The organism is Nocardioides sp. (genome assembly GCF_025964975.1).
In the GTDB taxonomy this organism is placed as follows: Bacteria; Actinomycetota; Actinomycetes; order Propionibacteriales; family Nocardioidaceae; genus Nocardioides.
On the sequence record NZ_JAOPXV010000086.1, the window covers coordinates 1 to 5,616 of the forward strand.

General features: G+C 69.6%; 5 protein-coding genes. All 5 read left to right on the forward strand.

The features are described 5' to 3' along the window. The coding region (mfd, locus tag JWN68_RS05990; RefSeq protein WP_297736115.1) for a transcription-repair coupling factor at positions 1–2,047 on the forward strand (2,047 nt) is incomplete at its 5' end. 15 nt (positions 2,048–2,062) lie between these two features. Continuing rightward, positions 2,063–2,773, forward strand: a complete 711-nt coding sequence (locus JWN68_RS05995; protein ID WP_297736119.1) for a hypothetical protein — start codon at positions 2,063–2,065, stop codon at positions 2,771–2,773. Next, the gene (locus JWN68_RS06000) at positions 2,766–3,449 is read left to right on the forward strand and encodes a MazG family protein (RefSeq protein ID WP_297736122.1); all 684 of its coding nucleotides are present in this window, start codon (positions 2,766–2,768) and stop codon (positions 3,447–3,449) included. Before JWN68_RS05995 ends, JWN68_RS06000 begins: the two co-directional genes overlap by 8 nt. Positions 3,450–3,510: 61 nt before the next feature. Further along, entirely contained in the window at positions 3,511–4,788 is a 1,278-nt protein-coding gene (gene eno / locus JWN68_RS06005) for a phosphopyruvate hydratase (protein ID WP_297736125.1), read from the forward strand. A gap of 56 nt (positions 4,789–4,844) precedes the next feature. Continuing rightward, entirely contained in the window at positions 4,845–5,459 is a 615-nt protein-coding gene (locus tag JWN68_RS06010; RefSeq protein ID WP_297736129.1) for a septum formation initiator family protein, read from the forward strand. The last annotated feature ends 157 nt before the right edge of the window (positions 5,460–5,616 follow it).

The following is a 5,616-nucleotide window of genomic DNA, read 5'->3' on the forward strand; positions in this document are numbered from 1 at the left end:
CCCGCTCGAGCTCAAGGCCGGCGACTACGTCGTCCACGAGCAGCACGGCGTGGGCCGGTTCGTGGAGATGCGGCAGCGCGAGATCGGCGGCGCGGTCCGCGAGTACCTCGTCCTGGAGTACGGCGCCAGCAAGCGCGGCGGCCCCCACGACATGCTCTACGTCCCGGCCGACACCCTCGACCAGGTCACCCGCTACGTCGGTGGCGAGAACCCCAGCCTCGACCGCCTCGGCGGCGGCGACTGGACCAAGCGCAAGAACAAGGCGCGCCGCGCGGTCCGCGAGATCGCAGCCGAGCTGATCAAGCTCTACGCCGCCCGGCAGGCGACGAAGGGACACGCGTACGGTCCCGACACGCCCTGGCAGCGCGAGCTCGAGGACGCGTTCCCGTTCAACGAGACCGTCGACCAGCTGACGACGGTCGACGAGGTCAAGGCCGACATGCGCCAGGTCGTCCCGATGGACCGACTCGTGTGCGGCGACGTCGGCTACGGCAAGACCGAGATCGCGGTCCGGGCTGCGTTCAAGGCGGTCCAGGACGGCAAGCAGGTCGCCGTGCTCGTGCCCACGACCCTGCTGGTCACCCAACACCTCTCGACCTTCGCCGAGCGCATGAGCGGCTTCCCGGTGGTGCTGAAGGGTCTCTCCCGCTTCCAGACCGACAAGGAGGCCCGCGAGGTCATCGCCGGCCTCGGCACCGGCGAGGTGGACATCGTCGTCGGCACGCACCGGCTGCTCAACCCCGACATCCGGGTGAAGGACCTCGGCCTGATCATCGTCGACGAGGAGCAGCGGTTCGGGGTGGAGCACAAGGAGCAGATGAAGCGGCTCCGCACCTCCGTCGACGTGCTCTCGATGAGCGCGACGCCGATCCCACGGACCCTGGAGATGGCGGTCACCGGCATCCGGGAGATGTCGACGATCACCACGCCACCGGAGGAGCGGCACCCGGTGCTGACGTACGTCGGGGCCTACGAGGACCGGCAGGTGGTGGCCGCGATCCGGCGCGAGCTGCTTCGTGAGGGCCAGGTCTTCTTCATCCACAACCGGGTGAACTCGATCGAGAAGGCAGCGGCCCACATCCGCGAGCTCGTGCCGGAGGCTCGGGTGGCCACGGCGCACGGCCAGATGGGCGAGCACCAGCTCGAGCAGGTGATGCTCGACTTCTGGGAGAAGCGGTTCGACGTGCTCGTCTGCACGACGATCGTGGAGTCCGGCCTCGACGTCTCCAACGCCAACACGATGATCATCGAGCGCGCCGACACCCTGGGGCTCTCCCAGCTGCACCAGCTGCGTGGTCGCGTCGGCCGCTCCCGCGAGCGGGCCTACGCCTACTTCCTCTACCCGGCCGACAAGCCGCTCACCGAGACGGCCCACGAACGGTTGGCGACGCTCGCCCAGCACTCCGACCTCGGCGGCGGTATGGCGATCGCGATGAAGGACCTCGAGATTCGGGGAGCCGGCAACCTCTTGGGCGGGGAGCAGTCGGGACACATCGCCGACGTCGGGTTCGATCTCTACGTCCGCCTCGTCGGCGAGGCGGTGCAGGACTTCAAGGGCGAGGGCGAGGCCGAGGTCAGGGAGGTCCGGATCGAGCTCCCGGTCGACGCGCACCTCCCACACAGCTACATCCCCTCGGAGCGGCTGCGGCTGGAGATGTACAAGCGGCTCGCGGAGGTGCGTGCTGACGAGGACGTCGACCGGCTGCGGGAGGAGATGGCCGACCGCTACGGCGAGCCCCCGATCGAGGTCGAGTCGCTGCTGATCGTGGCTCGCTTCCGGGCCCGCGCCCGCCAGGCCGGCGTCACGGAGATCACGCTGGCAGGAAAGTTCGTCCGGTTCGCGCCGGTCGACCTGCCCGACTCCCGGGTCGTCCGCCTCAACCGGGTCTATCCCAGGAGCATCGTCAAGGCGCCGGTCAGCGCCATCCTCGTCCCGCGCCCGGTGACCGGTGTGCTCGGGGCGAAGCCGATCGACGGGATCGCCCTGCTTGAATGGGCGCGACATGTGATCGACGACATCATCGATCCATCCACCACCTCGTCGTGATCCTGGAGTGAATTCGTGAGCAAGCACCGCCCCCTCACCGCCGTTGCTTCTGCCCTGTGCGCCCTGATGCTGAGCGGCTGCGCCGGCAGCGCCTCGCCGGGCGTGGGTGCCAAGGTGGGCGACGAGACGATCGGCACCTCGCGCATCGACGACGTGGCGCAGAACCTCTGCACGGCGTTCTCCGAGCAGATCGCGGCCGAGAACGCGGACGTCGCGTTGATCGAGATCCGTCAGATCGCGGTGCGGCTGCTGGTCCAAGGTGCGCAGGCAGAGCAGATCGCGGAGGACTACGACGTCACGCCGTCCGGGGTCTACCAGAATGCCGTGGGGGACAGCACCCGCGCCGCGTCCGCCATGCCCGAGGAGGTGCGGGAGGACTACATCGAGCTGGCCAGCACGCCGGCACTGGTCGCCGACGTCGAGTCCCAGGTCGGGCGGTCGAAGCTGGCGGACGAGGGCATTGCCGAGCCCACTGCCGAGCAGGCTGCGCAGGCCGGCGCCGATGTCTTCGCCACGTGGACAGCCAGCAACGAGATCGACCTGGACCCTAAGTACGGCCTCGAGGTGAAGGACGGGACGCTGGCCTCCGTCGACACCAGCCTGTCCTTCGCGGTCAGCGACGGAGCGCGTGCCGGGATGGCGAACATGGCTGCCGAGGCGGAGCGGGAAGCCGCCATGGCCGACTACGCGCGCTCCCTGCCTGCCAGCCAGCGCTGCGGTGGCTGAGGGCCAGCCGCTCGTCGACTTCATCGAGGTGATGCGTCGGCTCCGGGCGGAGTGCCCGTGGAAGGCCGAGCAGACCCACCGGTCGCTCGCGCGCTACCTCCTCGAGGAGACCCACGAGACGCTGGAGGCCATCGACCTCGGTGACCCCGAGCGCCTCCGCGAGGAGCTCGGCGACGTCCTCCTCCAAGTCTACTTCCACGCCACGATCGCCAGCGAGGCCGGCCACTTCACCATCGACGACGTCGCTGCAGGACTCATCGAGAAGATGATGCGGCGCAACCCGCACGTCTTCGCCCCTGGCGATGGTGATGATGATGGAGCTACTGCACTGTCGGCCAGGGAGGTCAACGAGCAGTGGCAGGTCGCGAAGGCCCGCGAGAAGCCCCGCTCGTCGGTCACCGACGGGCTGCCTCCGGGGTTGCCGGCCCTGCTGTACGCCGACAAGGTGCTCGAGCGGCTGGCGCGGTCGGGGACCTCCGACCGCCCGCTCGAGCGGCCCGCCCGCGACGTCGGCGAGCGCCTCCTCGACCTCGTCCGGGACGCGAGGGCGGCGGGGATCGATCCGGAGCAGGCGCTGCGCGACGCCGTACGCCGCGAGTTGTCCGAGGCCGCCGAGGCCGCCGAGGCCGCCGAGGCCGCGGAGGCCGCGGAGGCCGCGGAGACGGGCGAAGACTGAACGCTAGGGTGATGGGCACTCGACCATCGATCCTCTTCTCGACCCCAGGAGCACCCTGAACATGGCTTCCATCGCAGCTGTCGGCGCCCGCGAGATCCTCGACTCCCGAGGCAACCCCACCGTCGAGGTCGAGGTCCTCCTCGACGACGGCGCCTTCGGCCGTGCGGCCGTCCCGAGTGGGGCATCCACCGGCGCCTTCGAGGCGGTCGAGCTGCGCGACGGTGGGAAGCGCTACCTCGGCAAGGGTGTCCAGAAGGCCGTCACGTCGGTCGCCGTGAACATCTCCGGTGCCATCGTCGGGCTCGAGGCGGACGACCAGCGCCTCGTCGACCAGACGATGCTCGACCTCGACGCGACCCCCAACAAGTCCAAGCTCGGCGCCAACGCGATCCTGGGTGCCTCGCTCGCCACGGCGCGCGCCGCCTCCGAGTCGGCCGGCCTGCCGTTGTTCCGCTACGTCGGCGGACCCAACGCCCACCTGCTGCCGGTGCCGATGATGAACATCCTCAACGGCGGGGCGCACGCGGACACCAACGTGGACGTGCAGGAGTTCATGATCGCCCCGATCGGCGCCGCGACCTTCTCCGAGGCGCTCCAGCAGGGCGCCGAGGTCTACCACGCGCTCAAGGCCGTGCTGAAGAAGAAGGGACTCGCGACCGGCGTGGGCGACGAGGGCGGCTTCGCCCCGGACCTCGCCTCCAACCGCGCTGCGCTCGACCTGATCGCGGACGCCATCAAGAGCGCCGGGTTCAAGCTGGGCAAGGACTTCGGGCTGGCTCTCGACGTCGCCGCCTCGGAGTTCCACGACAAGAAGAAGTACTCCTTCGAGGGCAAGAAGCAGTCGTCCGAGGCGATGATCGACTACTACACCTCGCTGGTCGCGGACTACCCCATCGTCTCGATCGAGGACCCGCTCGACGAGGACGACTGGGAGGGCTGGAAGACCCTGACCGCGCTGCTCGGCGACAAGACGCAGATCGTCGGCGACGACCTGTTCGTCACCAACGTCGAGCGCCTCGGTCGTGGCATCGCGGAGAAGTCGGCCAACGCGCTGCTGGTCAAGGTCAACCAGATCGGATCGCTGACCGAGACCCTCGACTCGGTCGACCTGGCCCACCGCAACGGCTTCCGCTGCATGATGAGCCACCGCTCCGGTGAGACCGAGGACACCACCATCGCCGATCTGGCGGTCGCCACCAACTGCGGCCAGATCAAGACCGGGGCTCCCGCACGCTCCGAGCGAGTGGCGAAGTACAACCAGCTGCTCCGCATCGAGGACGAGCTGGGCGACGCGGCACGCTACGCCGGTCGAGGCGCGTTCCCACGCTTCACGGCCTGAGCCGACCTCGGCGCGTTCCCCCGGGATTCGGGGGGCGCCCGAGGCAGACTGCTGCCATGGATTCCCAGCGCCGTACTCCCCGGGCCGGACCCGGCGGCAGCACGAGACCGGGCACTCGGACGACCCGCCCTGGGCGGCCCGCAGCACGATCGCGTTCCACTGCGCCACGCCGAGGCGACACCGAGACGCTCACGCCGGCACGGGGTGGTCGAGAGCGAGACAGCACCCGCCGTCCGCGCCTCACCGGCCGCGCGGCGGTGCTGGTGCTCGTGCTGGCCGTGCTGACGGTGTCGTACGCCTCCTCGTTGCGCGCCTATCTCCAGCAGCGCGCGCACATCGGCGACCTCAAGCAGTCGATCGCCGAGCGGGAGACCGCGATCAACGCCCTCGAGCGCGAGAAACAGCGCTGGCAGGACCCGGCGTTCAAGCAGGCGCAGGCGCGGGCGCGCTTCGGCTACCTGATGCCCGGCCAGACCGGGTTGCTGGTCCTCGATGAGGACGGCAAGCCCCTGGAGAGCCAGGCCTCGTTGAGCGACCCCGACGAGGTCATCAAGACCGTTCCCACCGCGTGGTGGTCGGAGGCCTGGACCTCGGTCGAGCTCGCCGGCAGCCCGCCACCCCCCAGCGAGGGTCCCGCGACCGAGATCGACGGCGTGACCAAGAGTGAATGAATCAGAGTGAATGAACCAGAGTGGATGAGTCAGGGCGAATGATCGATCCAGCTGACGAGGCCGCCATTGCCGCCCAGCTCGGCCGCGAACCGCGGGCGATCCACGACATCGGTCACCGCTGCCCCTGCGGCAATCCCGACGTCGTGACGACCGAGCC

Bases quoted from the DNA above. Each gene is read 5' to 3' on its own strand.
- eno (WP_297736125.1), top strand. From the start codon at position 3,511: ATGGCTTCCATCGCAGCTGTCGGCGCCCGCGAGATCCTCGACTCCCGA.
- JWN68_RS06010 (WP_297736129.1), top strand. From the start codon at position 4,845: ATGGATTCCCAGCGCCGTACTCCCCGGGCCGGACCCGGCGGCAGCACG.